This window comes from Bradyrhizobium sp. AUGA SZCCT0169 (assembly GCF_018130085.1).
Classification (GTDB): Bacteria; Pseudomonadota; Alphaproteobacteria; order Rhizobiales; family Xanthobacteraceae; genus Bradyrhizobium.
The window spans coordinates 109,442-130,019 of record NZ_JAFCMC010000014.1; the positions used below are offsets into that span (position 1 = coordinate 109,442).

Sequence of the window (20,578 nt, forward strand, 5' to 3'; positions counted from 1 at the left end):
CTCTATTCGTCCAGAATCCAGGTGTCCTTGGTGCCGCCGCCCTGGCTCGAATTGACCACGAGCGAGCCTTCCTTCAGCGCCACGCGGGTCAGCCCGCCCGGCACGATGGTGACGTGATCGCGCCCGGTCAGCACGAACGGCCTGAGATCGACATGGCGCGGCGCGAGGCCCGATGCGGTGCAGGTCGGGCAGGTCGACAGCGCCAGCGTCGGCTGCGCGATAAAACCCTCCGGCTCGCGCTTGAGCTTGTCGCGGAACGCCTCGATGGTCGCCTTGGTGGCGGCGGGGCCGATCAGCATGCCGTAGCCGCCCGAGCCGTGCACTTCCTTGACCACGAGATCCCCGAGGTTGTCGAGCACGTAGGCGAGGTCCTTCGGCTCGCGGCAGCGCCAGGTCGGCACGTTCTTCAGGATCGGCTCTTCGCCGAGATAGAATTTCACGATGTCCGGCATGTAGGAATAGACCGCCTTGTCATCGGCGATGCCGGTGCCGACCGCGTTGGCCAGCGTGACGTTGCCGGCCGCATAGGCCGACATCAGCCCGGGCACGCCGAGCGCCGAATCCGGGCGGAAGGTCAGGGGATCGAGAAAGTCGTCGTCGACGCGGCGGTAGATCACGTCGACGCGTTTGAGCCCCTCGGTGGTGCGCATGAACACCTCGTCGTTCTTGACGATGAGGTCGCGGCCCTCGACCAGCTCAATGCCGAGCTTGTCGGCCAGGAACGAGTGCTCGTAGTAGGCTGAATTGTAGACGCCGGGCGTCATCAGCGCGACCACAGGCTCGGCGGAAGCGGAGAGCGGCGCCACCGAGCGCAGCGCCGACAGCAGCTCGTCGGGGTATTTTTCCACCGGTGCGACGCGGTGGCGGGCGAACAAATCCGGAAACAGCCGCATCATGATTTCGCGGTTTTCCAGCATGTAGGACACGCCGGACGGGGTGCGCGCGTTGTCCTCCAGCACGATGAAACTGTCGGCGTCGACCCGGACGATATCGATCCCGGCGATATGGACGTAGACGTCGTGGGGGACGTCCTGGCCGTTCATCTCGGGGCGGAAGACCGGGTTCTGGAAGATCAGATCGTCGGGGATGATATTGGCGCGGAGGATGTCGCGGCCGTGATAGATGTCGCGCAGGAACATGTTGAGCGCGCGGACCCGCTGCTTGAGGCCCGTTTCCAGCACCGTCCATTCCTTGGCCGACATGATCCTTGGGATCACGTCGAAGGGGATCAGCCGCTCCTGGGCTTCGGCGTCGCCATAAACGGCGAAGGTGATGCCGATCCGGCGGAACAGCAGCTCCGCTTCCTGGCGGCGATATTCAAGGGCGTCCGGAGGGGTCTCCTTCAACCACCGGGAGAGTTCCTGGTAGGCGGGGCGGAGATCCCCGCCGGGACCGTTCATTTCATCAAACGCGACTGCCATAAATCCTGACTATCTTTCGAAGCCATGCGACACAGTGCATGACTTCACGGGATGGTAGCAAGGGCCGGGCCAGCGCGATATGCATGGGCTGGGGCATTTGGTATGGGGTTGTTTCCCCGTGCTGCCTGAAAAACCGGCTGCCGGGTGCTTATTTCGGCAGCAAAGCCCCGTGACTTCAATGCGTTGGATGCGCAAGGTCAGGGGATAAGACGAGGATTGGAAATGAGTGAGATCGTCACAGCGGGTATTCTGGTCATTGGTGACGAGATCCTGTCCGGCCGGACCAAGGACAAGAACATCGGCTTTATCGCCGAGTACCTGACCAATATCGGGATCGACCTCAAGGAAGTCCGCGTCGTTGCCGACGAGGAGGCCGACATCATCGCCGCCCTTGATGCACTGCGAAAGCGCTACGATTACGTCTTCACCACCGGTGGCATCGGGCCGACCCATGACGACATCACCGCCGACAGCGTCGCCAAGGCGTTCGGCGTCGGCATCGATCATCACCCCGAGGTGGTGGCCCGATTCCGCGAGCGCTGGACCGAGCAGGATCTGAACGAGGCGCGCTTGCGCATGGCCCGCGTCCCCGACGGCGCCGAACTGATCCAGAGCGCGACCATCCTGGCGCCCGGGTTCAAGCTCGGCAACGTCATCGTGATGGCCGGCATTCCCACGATCATGCAGGCGATGATGGACATCGTCGCGCCGAAGCTGAAATCGGGCGTGCGGATGCTGTCGGATTCGGTCCGGGCGAATGCGCGGGAAGGCGACATCGGCGGCCCCTTGCGGGAGATCGCCAACGCCCACCCGGACACCATCATCGGCAGCTATCCGTTCCAGGACGAAGACAAGAAGCCGAACACCAATCTGGTGGTCCGCTCGCGCGATCCCGACAAGCTGGCCGCCGCGATGGCGGCGGTAAAGGAGATGCTGGCGAACATTCCGAGATAGCGCCGTTCGGCGCTCCGGATGACGAGCCTCAATGCGGGAGAGTACAAGTGACGAATTATTCTGAAGACGCCTCATGACGACGAGTGAAAAAGTCACTCCGCCGCCGGAGAAGGCCTTTCCGGTGTCGTGGGATCAGTTTCACCGGGATTGCAGGGCGCTGACCTGGCGGCTCAACGAGGTCGGGCCGTTTCATGCCATCATTGCGATTACCCGGGGCGGCCTGGTGCCGGCCGCGATCGTTGCGCGCGAACTCGGCATCCGCATCATCGATACCGTCTGCATTGCAAGCTACGACCACACCAGACAGGGCGACCTGAAAGCCCTCAAGGGCGTTTCGGCCGACGTGGCCAAACTCGGCGGCGGCACCGGCAAGGGCCTGTTGATCGTCGACGACCTCGTCGATACCGGCAAGACCGGGCGGCTGGTGCGTTCGATGATGCCGGAGGCGCATTTCGCGGCTGTTTACGCCAAGCCACAGGGCAAGCCGCTGGTCGATACCTTCATTACCGAAGTGTCGCAGGACACCTGGATTCACTTTCCCTGGGACACCGCGCTGTCGTTCCAGCCGCCGATCCGCGACGGCGCGTAGTAGGGAGCGAATAGCGAATGGCGAGTAGCGAATAGGGACATACCATTCGCTATACGCCATTCGCGGTCGCACAATGCCGCTGCAAAACCGCGTCACCCCCTCAGGCGACATCATCGCCGATCCGCACCGCGGCCTGTTCACCGGCAATCGGGGCATCATCCATGATCCCCTGACGAAGACGCTGCTGAACAAGCGCTGGGCGAGCCCGGCGTGGATCACCTGTGTCTGCGAGTTCAGGGGATGGCGGCGCCAGGTGATGGGGGCGCGCAGCTGGACCGAACTGTTCTTCCTCGATGAAGCGACCGCGTTCGCGGCCGGCCACCGTCCATGCTTCTTCTGCCGCCGCGATGACGCCAACCGGTTTCGTGCGGCGTGGCAAGAGGGCAATGGCGTCGCCAACGTCCTCGCGCGCGATATCGATGCCGTGCTGCATCGGGAGCGGCTGGAGAAAGGCAAGAAGCGGCTGCACGCGCTGCCGATGTCGGTTGAGAAGCTGCCTGATGGGGCGATGGTGCAGGCGGGGGCGGAGAGTTTTCTGGTCCTGCAAGGCAGGGCGCTGCAATGGTCGATGGCAGGATATCGACAGGCGGGCCATGCGATCGAGGACGCGATGCTGCTGACGCCGCCGTCGACGCTGCGTGCGATGGGTGCCGGATATCGGCCGGTGCTGCATCCCAGCGCGGGTGAATTGAAGGATTGAGCCGGACTCTATTCTTCGTCATGCCCGGCCTTGTGCCGGGCATCCACGCCTTACTTTGCTCATCGAAGAAAGACATGGATGGCCGGGTCAAGCCCGGCCATGACGGTGGTTGGGAGCGCTGCTCACCCCAATTGCTGCCGCGCCAGTTTCGCTCCGGCCCCGAGCGCCGCCAGCTTCGCCTCCGCGATATCCCGGCGCATCGGCGCCATGCCGCAATTGGTGGTCGCGACGATGTTGGCCTTCGGCACGAATTTCGACACCGCGTCGATCACCTTGACGACGTCTTCGGCGGTCTCGACCGTGTCGCTGGCGACATCGATCACGCCGGCCTGGACGATCTTGCCGGAGAGCAGCGCCAGCAAGTCGAGCGGCACCTTGGAATTGCGACATTCGATCGCGACCTGCTGGATCGAGCTTTTGGCGATCGCCGGGAAAATCTCCTCGTACTGCCGCCACTCCTTGCCCAGGGTTTCCTTCCAGTCGGTGTTGGCCTTGATGCCGTAGCCGTAGCAGATGTGCACGGCGGTGGCGCAGGTCAGGCCCTCAGCGGCGCGCTCCAGCGCCTTGATGCCCCAGTCCGAAACCTCGTCCATGAACACGTTGAAGGCGGGCTCGTCGAACTGGATGATGTCGACGCCGTCGGCCTGCAACGCCTTGGCTTCCTCGTTCAATAGTTCGGCAAAGGCGAACGCCATCTTGACGCGGTCGCCATAATGGCCGTCGGCGACGGTGTCGATGATCGTCATCGGGCCGGGCAAGGTGAATTTCAGCTTGTGCTTGGTATGGCTGCGAGCGACGCGGGCCTCGTCCGCGTGGACGCGGCCTTTCAGCGTCAGCGGCGCCACCACCTGCGGCACCATCGCCTTGTAGCGGTCCTTGCGGATGCCCATTTCGACCTTGTGGGCGAAATCGATGCCGTCGACTTTTTCCAGAAAGCCGTGGACGAAATGCTGGCGGGCCTGCTCGCCCTCGGTGACGATATCGACGCCGCAATCCTCCTGCAGTTTTACCGCCAGCATGGTAGCGTCGCGCTTGGCGCGGGCGAGCTCGTCGCCCTTGGATTTCCAGGGTGCCCACAGCGTGTTGGGCTCGGCCAGCCATTCCGGCTTCGGCAGTGAGCCTGCGATCGTCGTTGGAAACAGCATGGGAGCCTCCCGGGTGGTTCTGATTGAGCGCCTGTCTGCCATGTCTTATGATCGCCGTACAGAACAACAAAGTCGTTCTCGCCGGGAATAATCCGGCAGGTCCGGCAGCTGGGGAAACCATGATCGACCTGCATTACGCGCCGACGCCCAATGGCTGGAAAATCTCGATCATGCTGGAGGAACTCGGGCTCCCCTATACCGTGATCCCGGTCAACATCCGCGCCGGCGAGCAATTCAAGCCGGAGTTCCTCGCGATCAGTCCCAACAACCGCATTCCGGCCATCGTCGACCATGCGCCGGCCGACGGCGGCGCGCCGTTCTCGGTGTTCGAGACCGGCGCGATCCTGATCTATCTCGCGGAAAAGACCGGCCGTTTTCTCCCTGCGGACATGCGCGGCCGCTCCCACGCGGTGCAGTGGGTGATGTGGCAGATGAGTGGGCTCGGGCCGATGCTCGGCCAGCACGGCCATTTCGCGCTCTATGCGCAGGAAAAGATCCCATACGCGATCGAGCGCTACCGGGATGAGGCGGCGCGGCTGTACCGGGTACTCGATACGCAATTGGGCAAGACCGGGGCCTATATCGCGGGCGATTATTCGATCGCCGACATCGCCTGCTTTCCCTGGACCATGACCCACAAGGCACAGGGCTTTACGCTCGACGATTATCCGAACATCAAGCGCTGGTACGCCGTCGTACGGGCCCGGCCGCAGGTGCAGGCGGGATTGGCGATCGGCAAGTTCGTGAAAGAACCGTTCGACGAGGAAGCGCGGAAGAACATGTTCGGCCAGAAGGCGAAGGAGATGGTTGGACGGAAGTAGGTAACGTCATCCCGCGTAACGGCTTCGCCGTTATCGCTGGAGGTGCGAGCCCTTGCGAGCCTCGAAGGATGCGAAGGCACGGGCCCTCCACCCTTCGAGGCGGCCGCTGCGCGACGGCACCTCAGGGTGACGGGAATGTATAACGCGGCAAACACGATAAATAATAAGGAAACGCCATGATCGAATTTTTCTTCGACTGCTCCAGTCCCTGGACCTATCTCGCCTTCCACAACATCCAGCCACTTGCAAAAGAGCTCGGTGTCGAGATTTCGTGGCGGCCGATCCTGGTCGGCGGCATCTTCAACACGGTCAATCCCAGCGTTTACGCCCAGCGCGAGACGCCGGTGCCGCTGAAGGCGCGCTACATGAAAAAGGACCTTGCCGACTGGGCGCGCTCCGCGGGGCTTGCGATCAAGATGCCGCCGACGGTGTTTCCGGTGAACAGCGTCAAGGCGATGCGCGGCTGCATCTGGCTGGGCAACGAATCTGAAAAGCACATGGTGCCGTTCGCGCGCGCCGTGTTCGAGACCTATTGGGGCGGCGACAAGGATATTTCGCAGGACTCGGTATTGACGGAAGTCTGCAAGAGCGTCGGCGTCGACCACGTCAAGTTCTTTGCCGGCATTGGTGAGCAGGCAATCAAGGACCAGCTCAAGGTCAACACTGACGAAGTAATGGCGCGCGGCGGCTTTGGTTCGCCGACCATCTTCGTCGGCAAATCAGACATGTACTTTGGCAACGACCGCATGCCGCTGATCCGCGAAGCCGTGCTGCGGCTGCAAGAGAAGGCGGCCTGATGCCGAAAGCCGTCGTCTGCCGCGAACTCGGCCCGCCCGAAAGCCTGCGCCTGGAAACGTTCGACTCGGCACCGTTGGCGCCGGGGCAGGTGCGTGTTGCGATCCGCGCCGCCGGGATCAATTTTCCTGATATCCTGATGGCGGCCGGTCAATACCAGCTCAAACCGCCATTGCCGTTCACGCCCGGCGTTGAAGCCGCCGGCGATGTCGTCGAGGTGAATGATGCAACGGGTGTCAAGGTCGGTGACAAGGTGATCGTCAAGATGCGCCATGGCGCTTATTGCGACGAGGCCGTAACCACGCCTGCCCATCTGGTGCGGTTACCTTCGACCTTCGACTATGCGGAGGGCGCGACGTTCCTGGCCGGCCACGGCACCGCCTATCATGCGCTGATCGATCGCGGGCAGGTGCAGCCGGGTGAAGTGCTGCTCGTGCATGGTGCCGGTGGCGGCGTGGGACTAGCGGCGGTCGAGATCGGCAAGATGTTGGGGGCCATCGTGATCGCGACCGCGTCGAGTGACGAAAAACTTGCGATCGCCAAAGCGCGGGGCGCCGATCATCTGGTGCGCTACGACCAGGAGTCGTTTCGCGAAGCGGTCAAGCGCATCACCGACGGGCGGGGCGCGGATGTCGTGTTTGATCCCGTCGGCGGCGAGGTGTTCGAGAACTCCATGCGCTGCATCAACTGGGGCGCGCGGCTCTTGATCATCGGATTCACCGGCGGTATCGGGCTCGCCAAAACCAATTTACTGATGATCAAGGGTGCGAGCGTGCTCGGCGTGCGCGCCGGCGAAGCGGTGCGGAAAAATCCTGTTCTCGGCGAGGTCAGGATCAAGGCGCTGACGGAGTGGGCGGAAGCCGGAAAAATTCGCCCCAACATTTCGCACCGGCTGCCACTGGAAGACTACGCGCGCGCGATGCGGCTGTTGATCGACCGCAAGGCGATCGGTCGCGTTGCGCTGACGATGGGGTGATTACGTCGTCCCGGCCTTGAGCCGGGACCCATACCGCGTGATGTAGCGAGGAAGCAAAGTGGTAGACGCTCTTCGCAAAACTAAAGCCGGTGGCTATGGGTCCCGGCTCAAGGCCGGGACGACGCGAGGAGAGTTGGCTCCTTCTCATCCGCTCTCTTGCCTGTCGAACCTTCCATCCCTCAGAAATGCAATCGTCTGCGCAATCGCCACACGATTCCCCGGCAGCCAGGGATGCGCCGTGGCGATCACAACATGATCCGCCATCCCGTCAAGCTTGGTGTTCTCCACCGATACCCTGCCGTCATGCGGCTTCGGCAGGAACAATGAGGATGTCGGATCGATCGACTTGTTTCCCGCGATGATGCCGACGGGATAATCGACCGGCGGAAACAATGCGCCGGTTGCGGCATCGCGCCGGGTCACGAGTTGCTCGCCGGCGGGTCCAAACCAGCCGCGGTAGAGCGATACGTTCTTCAGGCGATCGGCGATCTCGCTGCCGCCATTGGGCGTGCCGAGCATCACCACGCGGCCGAGGCGCTCCGGCCGGTATCTGGAAAGGTAGACGCGGGCCAGCAGGCCGCCCATCGAATGGCCGACGAAATGAAGTTGGCCTGCGATCCCAGCGGCTAAGTGTGTGACGGCGGGATGGATGTGCTCAGCCAGCGCTTCCAGCGCGTGATGGCGGCTGGGATAGTCGATGTTCAGCGTGGCGAAATCGGCGGCCTCGAGCGCGGTCTGCATTTTACGGAATGACAGGGCCGTCCTGCTGATGCCATGCAACAGGACGACGCAGTCTTGAACATCCGTCATTTCGCGATCCGTCATTCCGGGATGGTCCGAAGGACCAGACCCGGAATCTCGAGATCCCGGGTTCGCTTCGCGCCCCGGGATGACCGCTGCGCGGTCACTTATACTCCCGCTCGTCCCACCACGGGTAATAGTCGGGCATATCAGATGAAACCTTGTTCTTGAATTGCGCCGGGCGCTTTTCCAGGAACGAGACCACGCCCTCCCTGACGTCATCGGAGCGTCCACGGGCATAAATGCCGCGGCTGTCGACCTTGTGGGCTTCCATCGGATCGTCGGCGCCCATCATGCGCCACATCATCTGGCGGATCAGCGCCACCGAGACCGGCGCGGTCTTGGCGGCGATTTCCTTGGCGAGTGCGCGGGCGGTCGGCAGCAGATCGTCCGGCGGCACCACCTTGCTGACGAGGCGGCCGGCGAGGGCCTCCTGCGCCGGGAAGACGCGGCCGGTGTAGCACCACTCCAGTGCCTGGGCGATGCCGACGAGGCGCGGCAGGAACCAGCTCGAGGCGGCCTCCGGCACGATGCCGCGCTGGGAGAACACAAAACCGAAGCGCGCGGCTTCAGAAGCGATGCGGATATCCATCGCGAGCTGCATGGTGACGCCGATGCCGACCGCGGGACCATTCACCGCCGCGATAACGGGTTTTAGGCACTTGAAGATGCGCAGCGTCACCTGTCCGCCGCCGTCGCGCACCTGCGGATCGCTGTAATCGACCGTGCCATCCGCAAGCCGCTTCACCGGCCCGCGCCGCGCGTCGCGATCGAACGTGTTGGCGCCGGAGGAAAGGTCAGCGCCGGCGCAAAAGCCGCGGCCGGCGCCGGTGACGATGATGGCCCTGACATTGTCGTCCTTGTCGGCCGCGTCGAACGCGTCGATCAATTCCTGCTGCATGGTGCCGTTGAAGGCGTTGAGCTTGTCGGGCCGGTTCAGGGTGATGGTGAGAATCTGCTCGGCGACCTCGTACTTGATGGTCTCATACGCCATGGGGTGTCCTCTCTCTAGATTGTTTTTTTCGTCTAGCTCATCCGCATCGTCATGCCCGGCCATAGCCGTCTGAAGGACGGCGTCGCTTTGCTCGCCTATGTGCCGGGCATCCAAGTCTTTCCTTGGCAGTAGCCAAGACGTGGATGGCCGGGTCAAGCCCGGCCATGACGGCGTTGAGGGATAATTACTTCTTCGGCGGGGCCGGCCACGGCTTTTGCGGGCCGCGCAGGCCTTCGAACGCCTTGGCCATGCCGAGCACGCCGAGATCGTCGAACCGCCGGCCCACGATCTGCACACCGATCGGAAAGCCCTTTTTGTCGTAGCCGCCATTGATCGAGATGGCCGGGTTCTCCGACATATTCCACGGCACGGTATAGGCGATGTGCTCGAACGGTTTTTCGGGATCGTTGACCGGGGAAGCGAACTCGGCCGGGAAGTTCACCACCGGCGAAACCGGGGAGACCACATAATCGAGATCGCAGAACAGCTTTGCCGCGGCGGTGCGGATCGCCATGGTGGCGTTGAAGCCCCTGATGACATCAAGACCTGACAGCTTCGCGCCGGCCTCCGCCCATTGAAGGATGTAAGGCAGCGTCTTGCTGCGCTCCTCCGGCGTCAGCCTGGACATATCGTCCCAGCTTCGCGCGCGAAAGAAATTGTCGATCCCGTCGAGCATCTCGCGCGTCAATATGCCGTCGATTTCGGTAACGACCGCGCCGGCGGATTCGAACGCCTTGGCGGCCTTGACGGCGACCTCGCGTACTTCCTTCTCCAGCGGCAGGCCGGTGCCGGCATCGAGCATCAAACCGATGCGCACTTTGCGCGGCGACTTGTCGAGCGCCTTCCAGGCGATTTCATGCGCGGGCAGGCTCATGCCGTCGCGCCGGTCGGGACGCGACAGTACGCTCATCATCAGCGCCGCATCGTCGACGATGCGGGTCATCGGCCCGGCGACGCGTCCGACATAGAAGGGATCGACCGGAACGCGTCCGAGGCTCGGCTTCAGCCCGACCAGGCCGCACCAGCAGGCCGGCAGCCGCACCGAGCCGCCGATGTCAGTTCCAAGATGCAGCGGGCCGTAACCGGCCGCACCCGCAGCACCGGCGCCGGAAGAGGATCCGCCGGGGTTCTTGCTGAGGTCCCAGGGATTGCGGGTGAGGGGATGGAAACTCGAAAGGCCCGACGACAGCATGCCGTAATCCGGCATCGTCGTTTTGGAGAAGATGATGGAGCCGGCTTCGCGCAGCCGTGCGGCGGGCGGCGCGTCCTTCGGTGAAGGCACCAGCTTGACGCTGGCGGCGCCGAGCGGCACCGGCTGGTCCTTGGTAGCGATATTGTCCTTGATGGTTACGGGCACACCGTCGAGCGTGCCGACGGGCTCGCCCTTCTGCCAGCGTTCGGTCGAGGCCTTGGCGACGGCGCGGGCGCCCTCGGGATCGAGCAGATAGAGCGCCTTGATGTGCGGCTCCCAGGCCGCGACATGATCAAGCACTTCCTCCAGCACTTCGGACGGCGAGAATTGCTTGGCACGGTAGCCGGCGAGAAGGTCGACGGCGCTGAGATCGTGCAGCGACGTGACCTCTTCTTCTTTTTTGGTTTTATGCATGGGCACCTAACCTACTGGCATGCGGGTCTCGACGATGCGCGCGAACATGCTGGCGCCGATCGGCAGGATCTTGTCGTCGAGGACGAAACCAGGGTTGTGGACGGGCACCGAGCCTTCATGACCGACCCAGAAATAGGCGCCAGGCACCGCCTGCATCATGTCGGCGAAATCCTCGCTGCCCATCTTCGGCTCGGTGCGGGTGATCACCTTGTCCGGATCGACCACCGTACGCGCCACCGCCTCAACGATCCGCGACTGCTCTTCCTGGTTCACCAGCACGCTGAAGGTGTCGCGGATGTCGGCAGTGATCTCGCACTGGAACGCGGCCGCGATGCCGGCGCAGATCGCGCGCATGCGCTCGCGGATCAGCGCACGCACGCCGTCATCGAAGGCGCGGACCGTGCCGCACAGCTTGGCCTGGCCGGGAATGACGTTATAGGCCGAGCCGGCATGGATCTGCGTGATCGACAGCACCGCCGGATGATGCGGGGGAACATTGCGGCTGACGACGGTCTGCAGCGCCTGTGCCAGCGTGGTGGCGATGATCACGGCGTCCTTGGAACGTTCCGGCATCGCGCCATGAGCGCCATAGCCGTCGATCGTGATGTCGAAGAAATCGGCGCCGGCCATCGCCGGGCCCGGCAGGATCGCGATCTCGCCATGGTTCAGGTCCGGCGCGTTATGCAGCCCGTAGACCTCGTCACAGGGAAATTTCTGGAACAGGCCATCCTTGATCATGGCGCGCGCGCCGCCGAGGCCTTCTTCGGCGGGCTGGAAGATGAAATGCACCGTACCGTCGAAGTTTTTGGTCTCGGCCAGATAGCGCGCGGTGCCGAGCAGCATGGTGGTGTGCCCGTCATGGCCGCAGCCGTGGAAGCGGCCGGGAATGGTCGAGCGCCAGCGCAGATTGGTGTTCTCTTCCATCGGCAGCGCGTCCATGTCGGCGCGCAGGCCGATCTTCATGCCGCTGCTGCCCTTGCCCTTGAGCACGCCGACGACGCCGGTGCCGCCTAGGCCGCGATGCACCTCGATGCCCCATTGCGTCAGCTTGTCGGCGACGATGCCCGACGTGCGGACCTCCTCGAAGCCGATCTCGGGATGCGCATGAAGATCGCGCCTGATCGCGGTGAGTTCTTCGGCATAGCCGTCGATGCGTTCGATGGTGGGCATGTCTGTTTATCCGGTTGCGGTTGAACGAGATTTGGCTGGAGTCGCAAAAGCAGGGCCGTTCGGCTTGATGCGGATACCCGGACGCAGCCGCGTCCAGGGCAGGGTGGCGGTATCGGCCGGCATCGCACCGGGCGCGGCGCAGATCAGCAGTTTTTCGGCGATCGGCTCGAAATCAGCGCGGAAATGCACCGAGCTCTTGTTGACCAGGATCGCCTGTTCGGTCGGCTCGATCCCGACATAGCGGTACATCGCCTGGTCGGCGAGTTGCGCCTTGTAGGAACTCACGACCACTCTGACATCGTCGATGCGCAGGCACGCCGACGGTCCCATGTCCATGTCGCGGCCGCCATAATAGGGGCCGGACGCCACGAACTTGCCGTCCGACAGTTTTTCGACGACGAACGTTTCCTGATACGGCGCGTCGCCCGGGATGCCGGATTTGCCGCCGAGCGAAAGCGTCACGGTGGCGCCGACGCCCGCGGCATGCGCGGCCTTGGCTGACTCGGGATCATAGATCACGCCGGTCGCCGCGCGCGTCGCCTTGTTGCGGACCAGCGCACGCAGCATGCCTGTCGTATCGGAATCGCCTCCGGCGCCGGGATTGTCCTGGGTGTCGGCGATGACGATCGGCTTGCTGGCGCTTTTGGCCAATTCCATGGCGTGGCGCACGCCGTCGTCGGGCGAATAGATGCGGCCGTCGAAATCGTCCTCGTGACTCTCGACCAGCGCTGCCAGTTTGTCGGCGGCTGCATCCGCATCGGCCTGCGTCGCGCCATAGGCGAATACGCTGGGGCCACAATCCCTGAAATCGGCGGCCGGAAAACCGGGCGCGAATGACAGCGTCGGAACTGAAGCGCTCTCCAGCGCCGCCAGCTTTTCATATATGCCTTTGGTCGGCTGGTCGTTGGTGCATTGCCAGCTGATCGGAATCAGGAACGGCAATTGCCGGAAGGCTTTTGCGTAGCGCGCCTTTGTCTTGAGCATCAACGCCAGATGGTTTGCGCAGGCCCGGCCGGTGTCGGCCATGTCGACGTGAGGGTAGGTGCGGTAGGCGATGAGCGCATCCGCATGTTCCATCATCTGGGGCGAGACGTTGGCATGGAGGTCGAGGCTGACGACCAGCGGCAGGTCCTTGCCGATCACCTTGCGCACCCGGGCAAGCGTTTCGCCTTCGCCGTCGTCGTAATGCTCAGTGACCATGGCGCCGTGCAGGTCGAGATAGACGGCATCGATCGGCCCCGCGCCCGCGATGCCATCGACCATTTCCTTCATGATGCGTTCGAAGGCATCTTTGGTGACATGGGCCGATGGAACAGCGGCCGCCGAGATCGTCGGCACCAGCTCCCAGCCATTGGCCTCGGCGGCTTCGACAAAGCCGGCAAGGCCGATATTGACCTTGCGCATCACCTTGAGCACGTCGGCGCCATGCGCCATCGACGGCCATCCGCCACCATGAACGAAATCGTCATAGGTCGCCTTGGTCGGCGCGAACGTGTTGGTCTCGTGCAGAAAGGCGCCAACGGCGATGCGGGTCATCAAGTTTTCCCAACCGGTGCATTCGTGGGGGACGTTAAGCGTGTCACTGCGCCAAGCGCAAGCCGTGGAGCAATTCCGTTTTGCATGCCGCCCCATCCGCCATTGCGAGCGAGTTAAAACGTCTTAGCTTGCTCCGTCATTCCGGGGCGATGCGAAGCATCGAACCTCAGATGCGCAACGCGCATTGGGGAATCTCGAGATTCCCAGGTGCGCAAGGGCGCACCATAGTTCGCTTCGCGCCCCGGAATGACCAAACACAACTTACGTCAATGTCGCCAGCAGACCCGCCATCAACCGGCCGCGCTCGGCCAGACTGTCGATCTCGATATGTTCGTTGAGCGTATGCGCGTCGGCACCGCGAACTCCCAGGCCGTCAAGGGTTGGGATACCCATCGCGCCGGTAAAGTTGCCGTCGGAGCCGCCGCCGGCGCTGGCGTGCGAGAGTTCGAGACCAAGGCCTTGTGCAATGCCGCGCGCCTGTTCGTAGAGCGCCATCGTGCCGGCGTCGGGCTCCCACACCGGCCGGGTCACACCACGGGTGACCTTGAACGTGACGTCATTGCTGGTCCCGGAAAGCGCGAGCATCCGCTCGACGCCGCGATCGAGATCTGCTTGCCGCTTGGCCATGCTGAGCGCCTCGCCGGTACAGGTGGTAGCGACGCAGTTCACCCACTGGCCGCCATGCACAATGCCGACCGAAAAAGTGCAATCTTCAGTCGTCATGCCGTCGATGGCGATAATCTGGCGTGCCATCTCGCGGATCGCGGAACGGCCGGATGAGAGCGTGGCGCCGGCATGGCTCGGCTTGCCGATCGCTTCGAGATTGAACCGGGCAATCGCATAACGTCCGGTGACGACGCCGTTGTTGGCGCGACCCGGCTCGGGCACCAGCACATACTTGTTGCGGGCGGCTTCGGCCTCGATGATGTCGCGGGTCGACGGCGTGCCGACCTCTTCGTCCGGGGTGAACAGTACCGTGATCGGCAGCGGCGTCGTGAACGAGGCGCGCGCCAGTTGCCGGATCGCCTCCAGGCTGAGGTAGTTGCCGCCCTTCATGTCGAAGATGCCCGGGCCGTAGCACTTGTTGCCCTCGCGCCGCCACGCCAGCTTTTGCAGCGTGCCGACGGGATGGACGGTATCGAGATGGCCGGCGATCAGGATGCCGGGGTCGCCCTGTTTCGGGTGGGGAAAGCGCGCTCGGACGCAGCCGGCAAAGCCCTGCCGCCCGGCGATGCGTTCGATGGTCGCACCCATGATGGCCATCTCCCGCGCTGCAAGATCGAGCATGCGGTCGACCGCGCCGGCGTCCCAGGTGGGGCTTTCGCATTCGACCCAGCTCCGCAGCCCCTGCAGCATGGTCTCGGAATCAAAGGGAAGGTTGGCAGGATTCATCTGGGTTCTCCCGGTTCGGCCGGAATGTTTGGGCTCGGTGCCGATGGGTCCGTACGAGAGGGAGCGGCGGCGATTTTGTAAAGGGAAAACATGCCGCCGTCAGACTTTCGCCGTATCGGATCGGGGGAATGGGAATTCTGGCATCATTCTTGATTGTAGATTTTTGTGGAGGCGTGTTGGCGTAGCCGGATAGGGGCCACCCAGCGGCCAGCGCAAGCCAGATGCGGATGAGGGCTATCCCGACTTCCACCTGAACGCCGGCGTCATCCCTGTCGTCGGACCAAAAGGGTGTTGTGAAGCTCAAGATCGACCCTATAGTCCGGTCAGAAACCGGGCAGGGGGCCCGAACAAGAAAAGCGTTCGGGCGCCGAGCGACAATGGAGGTGAAGGAATGAATGCGTTCAAAAAAGTAATTCTTGCTGCGACTTGCGTTGGCAGCCTGACAGCGGTGGCGTCGCCGGCGACGGCCCAAACTACCTTGCGCGTCGTCATGCACTCGGATCTGAAGATTCTGGATCCGATCTGGACCACGGCCTACATCGTCCGTAACCACGGCTACATGATTTACGACACGCTTCTCGCCCAGGACGAGAAGGGTGAGGTAAAGCCGCAGATGGTCGAGAAGTACGAAGCCGCGGCGGACGGCAAGGGCTATACCTTCACGCTGCGCGACGGACTGCTGTGGCACGACGGCAAGCCGGTGACGTCGGAAGACTGCATCGCTTCGATCAAGCGCTGGGCGATCAAGGACTCGCTCGGTCAGAAAATGATGACCTTCGTCGACTCCATTAACGCCGTCGATGCCAAAACTTTTACCATCAAGCTCAAGGAACCGACTGGCCTCGTTCTGCTCGGCCTGTCAAAACCATCGTCCAACGTGCCGTTCATGATGCCCAAACGCGTCGCCGAAACGGACGCCAACAAGCAGATCGAGGATTTTACGGGATCCGGCCCCTTTGTTTTGGTCAAGGATGAGTGGAAGCCCGGCGACAAGACGGTTTACGTCAAGTTCGACAAGTACAAGCCGCGCTCCGAGCCGGCCTCGGGCCTTGCCGGCGGCAAGATCGCCAAGGTCGATCGCGTCGAGTGGCGCGCCATTTCCGACGCGCAGCAAACGGTCAACGCGCTGTCGAAGGGCGAGATCGACTTCATCGAGGCGCCCAGCCACGACCTGCTTCCAACCCTGAAGAAGGATCCGAACGTAAATATTGTCGTGTCGCCGTTGGCGAAGCTGCAATACGTCTTCAGGCCGAACACGCTGCACAAGCCGTTCGACAATCCGAAAGTCCGCCATGCGTTGTGGTACGCCTTCAATCAGGAAGATTTCCTGATGGCGACCATCGGTGACGAGAACTACATCAGGCCGTGCAAGGCGCTGTTCATCTGCGACACGCCTTTCGCCAGCACCAAGGGAATGGACGGGCTGCTGACCTCCAACGCCAAGAAGGCCCAGGAGCTTCTGAAGGAGGCGGGCTACGACGGCACGCCGGTGATGCTGATGCACTCCACCGACCTCAAGACCCTGACCAACCTTGCTCCGGTGGCGAAATCGCTGATGGAAAAGGCGGGCTTCAAGGTCGACATGCAGTCGATGGATTGGCAGACCCTGGTCGCCCGCCGTGCCAAGAAGGACCCGCCGGAGGCGGGCGGCTGGAACGCCTTCCTCACGGCCTGGGTCGCTGCCGACGTGATGAACCCGATCTCCACGGCCTATGTGAACGCGGCTTGCGACAAGGCGTCGTTCGGCTGGCCCTGCGACGAAAAGCTGGAGAAGCTGCGCGACGACTTTGCCCGCGAGACCGACCCGGCCAAGCAGAAAGCGATCGCCGAAGCGGTACAGCAACGCGTCATCGAGTTCACGCCGGAGATTCCAGTCGGCGAGTACGTTCAACCCGTTGCCATGCGCAAGAACGTCAAGGGGTATCTGATTTCACCGGTGCCGGTGCTCTGGAACGTGGAAATCACGAAGTAAGTTGACAACGGGCGGCGGTTCGCCGCCGCCCATTCGGTTATAGGATCGCGCTTCCATGTCGATGTACGGCTATCTCTTTCGGCGTCTGCTCGGCACGATCCCCGTGATGCTGGTGGTTGCGGTCTTCATCTTCCTGATGCTGCGGCTGACCCCCTCGGATCCTGCGGCGATCATCGCCGGCGACAACGCCACCACCGAACAGGTGGCGCAGATCCGCAGCCAGCTCGGCCTCGACCGGCCGATGATCGAGCAGTTCGTGATCTGGTCGGGCCGGGTGTTGACCGGCAATCTCGGCGAAAGCTTCTTCTTCAAGAAGACGGTGGCTGCGCTGATCGGCGAGCGGATCGAGCCGACCTTGTCGCTTGCGCTGTTCACGATCCTGATCGCGGTGTTTGTCGCCGTTCCGCTCGGCGTGCTGGCCGCGCACCGGCACGGGTCGTGGATCGACCGCATCGTGATGGGCTTTTCGGTGCTCGGATTTTCCGTGCCCGTGTTCGTGATCGGCTACCTCCTGATCTATTTGTTCGCGGTCTATTTGAACTGGCTGCCGGTGCAGGGCTATCAGCGCATCTCGGAGGGGGTCGGCGGCTGGGTGCAGCGGCTGATCCTGCCGTCGGTGACCTTGTCGGTGATTTATATCGCCCTGATCGCGCGCATGACGCGCACCAGCGTGCTGGAAGTGCTGTCGGAAGACTATATCCGCACCGCGCGGGCCAAGGGACAATCCGAGCGAAAGGTGCTGTTCCGTCATGCGCTGCGCAATGCCGCCGTCCCGATCGTCACGGTGATCGGACTTGGCGTGGCGCTCCTGATCGGCGGCGTGGTCGTTACCGAAAGCGTGTTCACGATTCCAGGTCTCGGCCGGCTCACGGTTGACGCGGTGCTGGCGCGCGACTACCCGACGATCCAGGCCGTGATCCTGCTGTTCTCATTCGTCTACGTCATGATCAACCTGTCGGTCGACATGCTCTACACCATCCTCGATCCCAGGATTCGCTACTGATGGCCGACGCAACCATCCTCGAACCCGTGCTGCCGGCGAGCCCGGCCAAGCCGGCCGCGTATCGCAAATTGCTGCGCAACCCGGGCGTGATGTTCGGCAGCACCGTCATCATGATCGTATTGCTGATGGGGCTATTGGCACCCTGGCTCGGAACCATCGATCCGACGGCGATCAGCCCGATCGCGCGAAACAAGGTTCCCGGCGCCGAAATCACGATACGCACGGACACCGGCGAACGCATCAAGATGATCGCCAAGTTAGGCACGGACAGCCTCGGACGTGACGTCTACAGCCGCGTGGTCTATGGCGCGCGCGTTTCGCTCTTTGTCGGCGTCACGGTGGCGCTGATCAGCGTCGCCTGCGGCCTGTTCATCGGCCTGCTTGCCGGCTTCTTCCGCATTCTCGACGCCATCATCATGCGGATCATGGACGGCCTGATGGCGATCCCGGCCATTCTGCTGGCGATCGCCATGGTGTCGCTGTTCCGTTCCAGCGTGTGGACGGTCATCATCGCCATCACGGTTCCGCAGATTCCAGGCGTGGTCCGGCTCGTGCGGTCCATCGTGCTCAGCGTGCGCGAGGAGCCCTATGTCGAGGCGGCGGTGACGCTCGGCACTTCGACCCCGAAACTGCTGTGGCGGCATGTGCTGCCGAACACGATCGCGCCCATGATCGTGCAGGGCACCTTCATCTGCGCCTCCGCCATCCTCATCGAAGCCATCCTGTCCTTCCTTGGCATCGGCGTGCCGCCGGAAGTGCCGACCTGGGGCAACATCATGGCCGCGGGGCGAGAGGTGTTCAGCCTCTTCCCGCACAACATCATCTATCCCGGCGTGTGCCTTGCCTTGACCATTCTGGCCGTCAACGTTCTCGGTGACGGTCTGCGCGACACGCTCGATCCCAAGATGGCGAAGCGGGTGTGATGTGAGCAACACGGTCCTTGAAGTTTCCGATCTTTCCGTCGTCATCAGGGGCGGCGACCGGACCCACGCCGTGCAGGGCATCAACCTGGCCGTCAACGCCGACGAGATCGTTTGCGTGGTCGGCGAATCCGGCTCCGGCAAATCCGTGACTGCGCAGGCCGTCATGGGCCTGTTGCCGAAAGGCGCGATGCAGGTCGAAACCGGCTCGATCCGGCTGCAGGGCGATCAACTGCTTGCCAAGTCAGATGCCGAACTGCGCGCGATCCGCGGCACCCGCATGGCGATGGTGTTCCAGGAGCCGATGACCGCGCTCAACCCCGTCGAGCGGGTCGGGGATCAGATCCGCGAGGTGCTGGAAATCCACACCGATCTCGATCCGAAGCAGCAGCGTGCGCGCGTGCTCGAGATCATGCGTTCCGTGCATCTGCCTGATCCCGAACAGATGATCGACGCCTATCCGCACCAGCTCTCCGGCGGCCAGCGCCAGCGGATCATGATCGCGGCGGCATTGGTGCTCGACCCGGCTCTGTTGATTGCGGACGAGCCGACGACGGCGCTCGACGTCACCACGCAGGCGCAGATCCTCAAGCTCGTGCGGGAGATGCAGGGGCGCACCAAAACCGGCGTGCTGTTCATCACCCATGATTTCGGCGTCGTTTCCGAGATCGCCGACCGCGTCGTGGTGATGCAGATGGGCCGGATCGTGGAGCAGGGCCCTTGCGAGGAGGTGCTGCGCAATCCGCGCGAGGACTACACCAGGATGCTGCTGCGCGCGGTGCCGAGCATGACGCCGCCGAAGCGATCTCCGGTGACCGGTCCGGTGGTCTTGCAGACCGAGAATCTGTTCAAGACCTACGGCAAGCGATCGCTGTTCAATCCGAAGGCGCGCGTCGTGGCCGCGGTCAAGGACGTCTCGCTGACGATCCGTCGCGGCGAAACGCTGGGCATTGTCGGCGAGTCCGGTTCGGGCAAGTCGACGGTGGCGCGTTGCGTCGCGCGGCTGGTCGAAACCTCCGGTGGCGGCATCAAGATTGACGGGGTCGATATCGCGGCCATGCGCGAGACGAAATTTCGCCCGATGCGCCGGCGCATCCAGTTCATTTTCCAGGACCCATATCGATCGCTCAATCCGCGCCGCACGGTCGGTGAGGCGATCATCGAGGGGCCGATGAATTTTGGCGTCAGCCGCAAGGAGGCGCTGCAGCGTGCGCGCGACCTGATGGCGATCGTGCACCTGCCTCCGGCCGCGATCGATCGTTTCCCGCACCAGTTCTCCGGCGGCCAGCGCCAAAGGATCTGCATTGCGCGGGCGCTGGCGATGGAGCCTGAATTGCTGATTGGTGACGAGCCGGTGTCGGCGCTCGACGTCTCCGTACAGGACCAGGTGCTGAAGCTGCTGGACGAGGTGCGTCGCAAGTTCAATCTGGCGGTGCTGTTCATCACCCATGATTTGCGCGTTGCAGCCCAGGTCTGTGACCGGATCGCGGTCATGCAGCGCGGGGTAATCGTCGAACAGGGCACCACGGCGGAGGTCTTCGCCGCGCCCCAGCACGAATATACAAGGGCATTGTTCGACGCCGCGCCCGGCCGGCATCAGGAATTCGCCGCCAGCGCTTGATGGCTCTCCTAGCAGTTGCTGTCGCGCAGCAGTTCTGGCCCGTCGTTCGAGAGCGGAGACGGGATTTGCGGCCGTGGCGAAGGCGAGTGCGGATCCCTGGCCGGCTTGCATCCCGTGGCATCAGATTTTTCGGTAGGTTGTTCGCTGGCCATGTCGTCATGC

18 protein-coding genes are annotated in these 20,578 nt (G+C 63.1%); 10 read left to right on the forward strand and 8 right to left on the reverse strand.

All coding sequences use genetic code 11. From position 1 onward, the window contains the following. Positions 1 to 2: 2 nt before the first annotated feature. Positions 3 to 1,421, reverse strand: coding sequence for a circularly permuted type 2 ATP-grasp protein (locus JQ609_RS18080; protein WP_212274390.1), 1,419 nt, complete (start codon positions 1,419 to 1,421; stop codon positions 3 to 5). Between the two features lie 222 nt (positions 1,422 to 1,643). Here JQ609_RS18080 and JQ609_RS18085 point away from each other — a divergent pair, with 222 nt between their 5' ends. The 3 genes from JQ609_RS18085 (at position 1,644) to JQ609_RS18095 (ending at position 3,664) form a co-directional block, all read left to right on the forward strand. After that, the gene (locus JQ609_RS18085) at positions 1,644 to 2,375 is read left to right on the forward strand and encodes a molybdopterin-binding protein (RefSeq protein WP_212274391.1); all 732 of its coding nucleotides are present in this window, start codon (positions 1,644 to 1,646) and stop codon (positions 2,373 to 2,375) included. A gap of 73 nt (positions 2,376 to 2,448) precedes the next feature. Next, positions 2,449 to 2,964, forward strand: a complete 516-nt coding sequence (gene gpt / locus JQ609_RS18090) for a xanthine phosphoribosyltransferase (protein ID WP_212274392.1) — start codon at positions 2,449 to 2,451, stop codon at positions 2,962 to 2,964. Between the two features lie 73 nt (positions 2,965 to 3,037). Next, positions 3,038 to 3,664, forward strand: coding sequence for a hypothetical protein (locus tag JQ609_RS18095; RefSeq protein ID WP_212204764.1), 627 nt, complete (start codon positions 3,038 to 3,040; stop codon positions 3,662 to 3,664). A 122-nt stretch (positions 3,665 to 3,786) separates the two neighbouring features. Here the strand turns inward: JQ609_RS18095 and JQ609_RS18100 are convergent, their stop codons facing one another. Continuing rightward, positions 3,787 to 4,809, reverse strand: coding sequence for a methionine synthase (locus tag JQ609_RS18100; protein WP_212274393.1), 1,023 nt, complete (start codon positions 4,807 to 4,809; stop codon positions 3,787 to 3,789). 119 nt (positions 4,810 to 4,928) lie between these two features. Here JQ609_RS18100 and JQ609_RS18105 point away from each other — a divergent pair, with 119 nt between their 5' ends. From JQ609_RS18105 to JQ609_RS18115, 3 genes are all read left to right on the forward strand, one after another. Next, on the forward strand, positions 4,929 to 5,630 hold the full coding sequence (locus JQ609_RS18105) for a glutathione S-transferase N-terminal domain-containing protein (protein ID WP_212204775.1): 702 nt from the start codon (positions 4,929 to 4,931) through the stop codon (positions 5,628 to 5,630). A gap of 176 nt (positions 5,631 to 5,806) precedes the next feature. Further along, positions 5,807 to 6,427 carry a 2-hydroxychromene-2-carboxylate isomerase gene (locus JQ609_RS18110; protein ID WP_212274394.1) on the forward strand — a complete coding sequence of 207 codons (621 nt, stop codon included), beginning with the start codon at positions 5,807 to 5,809 and terminating at the stop codon, positions 6,425 to 6,427. Beyond that, the gene (locus tag JQ609_RS18115; protein WP_212274395.1) at positions 6,427 to 7,401 is read left to right on the forward strand and encodes an NADPH:quinone oxidoreductase family protein; all 975 of its coding nucleotides are present in this window, start codon (positions 6,427 to 6,429) and stop codon (positions 7,399 to 7,401) included. The genes JQ609_RS18110 and JQ609_RS18115 overlap by 1 nt, the downstream gene beginning before the upstream one ends. Positions 7,402 to 7,545: 144 nt before the next feature. Here the strand turns inward: JQ609_RS18115 and JQ609_RS18120 are convergent, their stop codons facing one another. From JQ609_RS18120 to JQ609_RS18145, 6 genes are all read right to left on the reverse strand, one after another. Continuing rightward, positions 7,546 to 8,211 (reverse strand): alpha/beta fold hydrolase, encoded by a 666-nt coding sequence (locus JQ609_RS18120; RefSeq protein WP_249128133.1) that lies wholly within the window; start codon positions 8,209 to 8,211, stop codon positions 7,546 to 7,548. Between the two features lie 94 nt (positions 8,212 to 8,305). Next, a complete protein-coding gene (locus tag JQ609_RS18125) occupies positions 8,306 to 9,196 on the reverse strand; it encodes a crotonase/enoyl-CoA hydratase family protein (RefSeq protein ID WP_192734048.1) in 891 nt (296 codons plus the stop codon). Between the two features lie 184 nt (positions 9,197 to 9,380). After that, entirely contained in the window at positions 9,381 to 10,802 is a 1,422-nt protein-coding gene (locus tag JQ609_RS18130; protein ID WP_212204801.1) for an amidase, read from the reverse strand. A gap of 6 nt (positions 10,803 to 10,808) precedes the next feature. After that, positions 10,809 to 11,972 carry a M20 aminoacylase family protein gene (locus JQ609_RS18135; protein ID WP_212274397.1) on the reverse strand — a complete coding sequence of 388 codons (1,164 nt, stop codon included), beginning with the start codon at positions 11,970 to 11,972 and terminating at the stop codon, positions 10,809 to 10,811. Positions 11,973 to 11,978: 6 nt separating this feature from the next. Then, on the reverse strand, positions 11,979 to 13,508 hold the full coding sequence (locus JQ609_RS18140) for a M81 family metallopeptidase (protein WP_212274398.1): 1,530 nt from the start codon (positions 13,506 to 13,508) through the stop codon (positions 11,979 to 11,981). A 261-nt stretch (positions 13,509 to 13,769) separates the two neighbouring features. Next, the gene (locus tag JQ609_RS18145; RefSeq protein WP_212274399.1) at positions 13,770 to 14,900 is read right to left on the reverse strand and encodes a M20/M25/M40 family metallo-hydrolase; all 1,131 of its coding nucleotides are present in this window, start codon (positions 14,898 to 14,900) and stop codon (positions 13,770 to 13,772) included. A 391-nt stretch (positions 14,901 to 15,291) separates the two neighbouring features. Between JQ609_RS18145 and JQ609_RS18150 the strand changes: the two genes are divergently transcribed. From JQ609_RS18150 to JQ609_RS18165, 4 genes are all read left to right on the forward strand, one after another. Then, complete coding sequence (locus JQ609_RS18150; protein WP_249119465.1) at positions 15,292 to 16,872, forward strand: ABC transporter substrate-binding protein; 1,581 nt, start codon at positions 15,292 to 15,294, stop codon at positions 16,870 to 16,872. A gap of 61 nt (positions 16,873 to 16,933) precedes the next feature. Continuing rightward, positions 16,934 to 17,875, forward strand: a complete 942-nt coding sequence (locus JQ609_RS18155) for an ABC transporter permease (RefSeq protein ID WP_212205015.1) — start codon at positions 16,934 to 16,936, stop codon at positions 17,873 to 17,875. Then, positions 17,875 to 18,798, forward strand: coding sequence for an ABC transporter permease (locus tag JQ609_RS18160; RefSeq protein ID WP_212204809.1), 924 nt, complete (start codon positions 17,875 to 17,877; stop codon positions 18,796 to 18,798). The genes JQ609_RS18155 and JQ609_RS18160 overlap by 1 nt, the downstream gene beginning before the upstream one ends. A gap of 1 nt (position 18,799) precedes the next feature. Then, positions 18,800 to 20,416 (forward strand): ABC transporter ATP-binding protein, encoded by a 1,617-nt coding sequence (locus JQ609_RS18165; RefSeq protein ID WP_212204811.1) that lies wholly within the window; start codon positions 18,800 to 18,802, stop codon positions 20,414 to 20,416. Positions 20,417 to 20,578 lie beyond the last annotated feature (162 nt).

What these genes read in the sequence shown, in the direction of transcription:
- JQ609_RS18095 (WP_212204764.1), top strand. Translation starts at nt 3,038, where the DNA reads ATGCCGCTGCAAAACCGCGTCACCCCCTCAGGCGACATCATCGCCGAT.
- JQ609_RS18150 (WP_249119465.1), top strand. Translation starts at nt 15,292, where the DNA reads ATGAATGCGTTCAAAAAAGTAATTCTTGCTGCGACTTGCGTTGGCAGC.
- gpt (WP_212274392.1), top strand. Translation starts at nt 2,449, where the DNA reads ATGACGACGAGTGAAAAAGTCACTCCGCCGCCGGAGAAGGCCTTTCCG.
- JQ609_RS18120 (WP_249128133.1), bottom strand. Translation starts at nt 8,211, where the DNA reads ATGACGGATGTTCAAGACTGCGTCGTCCTGTTGCATGGCATCAGCAGG.
- JQ609_RS18115 (WP_212274395.1), top strand. Translation starts at nt 6,427, where the DNA reads ATGCCGAAAGCCGTCGTCTGCCGCGAACTCGGCCCGCCCGAAAGCCTG.
- JQ609_RS18110 (WP_212274394.1), top strand. Translation starts at nt 5,807, where the DNA reads ATGATCGAATTTTTCTTCGACTGCTCCAGTCCCTGGACCTATCTCGCC.
- JQ609_RS18125 (WP_192734048.1), bottom strand. Translation starts at nt 9,196, where the DNA reads ATGGCGTATGAGACCATCAAGTACGAGGTCGCCGAGCAGATTCTCACC.
- JQ609_RS18100 (WP_212274393.1), bottom strand. Translation starts at nt 4,809, where the DNA reads ATGCTGTTTCCAACGACGATCGCAGGCTCACTGCCGAAGCCGGAATGG.
- JQ609_RS18130 (WP_212204801.1), bottom strand. Translation starts at nt 10,802, where the DNA reads ATGCATAAAACCAAAAAAGAAGAAGAGGTCACGTCGCTGCACGATCTC.
- JQ609_RS18155 (WP_212205015.1), top strand. Translation starts at nt 16,934, where the DNA reads ATGTACGGCTATCTCTTTCGGCGTCTGCTCGGCACGATCCCCGTGATG.
- JQ609_RS18085 (WP_212274391.1), top strand. Translation starts at nt 1,644, where the DNA reads ATGAGTGAGATCGTCACAGCGGGTATTCTGGTCATTGGTGACGAGATC.
- JQ609_RS18080 (WP_212274390.1), bottom strand. Translation starts at nt 1,421, where the DNA reads ATGGCAGTCGCGTTTGATGAAATGAACGGTCCCGGCGGGGATCTCCGC.
- JQ609_RS18135 (WP_212274397.1), bottom strand. Translation starts at nt 11,972, where the DNA reads ATGCCCACCATCGAACGCATCGACGGCTATGCCGAAGAACTCACCGCG.
- JQ609_RS18105 (WP_212204775.1), top strand. Translation starts at nt 4,929, where the DNA reads ATGATCGACCTGCATTACGCGCCGACGCCCAATGGCTGGAAAATCTCG.
- JQ609_RS18145 (WP_212274399.1), bottom strand. Translation starts at nt 14,900, where the DNA reads ATGAATCCTGCCAACCTTCCCTTTGATTCCGAGACCATGCTGCAGGGG.
- JQ609_RS18140 (WP_212274398.1), bottom strand. Translation starts at nt 13,508, where the DNA reads ATGACCCGCATCGCCGTTGGCGCCTTTCTGCACGAGACCAACACGTTC.
- JQ609_RS18160 (WP_212204809.1), top strand. Translation starts at nt 17,875, where the DNA reads ATGGCCGACGCAACCATCCTCGAACCCGTGCTGCCGGCGAGCCCGGCC.